The sequence below is a fragment of the Mesorhizobium sp. M6A.T.Cr.TU.014.01.1.1 genome (assembly GCF_004022765.1).
In the GTDB taxonomy this organism is placed as follows: domain Bacteria; phylum Pseudomonadota; class Alphaproteobacteria; order Rhizobiales; family Rhizobiaceae; genus Mesorhizobium; species Mesorhizobium mediterraneum.
On the sequence record NZ_RZPG01000152.1, the window covers coordinates 1 to 388 of the forward strand.

The following is a 388-nucleotide window of genomic DNA, read 5'->3' on the forward strand; positions in this document are numbered from 1 at the left end:
CCGCAAGAATCATGCCTGGTTCGATACGCCCGACTGCCGGCCGTACGCCCCAGGCATTGCTTCGTTTCGATACAGCTACGCACAGAAGGGTTGACCGAGAATGAAACAACCATCGGCTTCAACACCGTTTTTTTACAACCCCGCGCGATGATCCCTCGCAGGATACCGAAATCGGGAGCTGGCACGGAAGTTGCCATCTGCCCATTATAAATTAAGCAATATCTAATGTATGAGACATGTGAAAGTGCCGCCGGCCATGAAACCAGAAACCCCCGCCATTCTGATCCTGGGGACCCGCGGCATACCCGCGGCCCATGGCGGCTTTGAAACCTTTGCCGAAAAACTGGCGCTATTTCTTGTCGGGCGTGATTGGAAGGTCGGCGTCTAT

Annotated in this window: 1 protein-coding gene; it reads left to right on the forward strand. The window is 54.4% G+C overall.

Annotated elements, in window-relative coordinates:
• Window positions 1-256: 256 nt before the first annotated feature.
• On the forward strand, window positions 257-388 hold a 132-nt coding region (locus tag EN885_RS33365), incomplete at its 3' end, for a DUF1972 domain-containing protein (protein WP_164897997.1).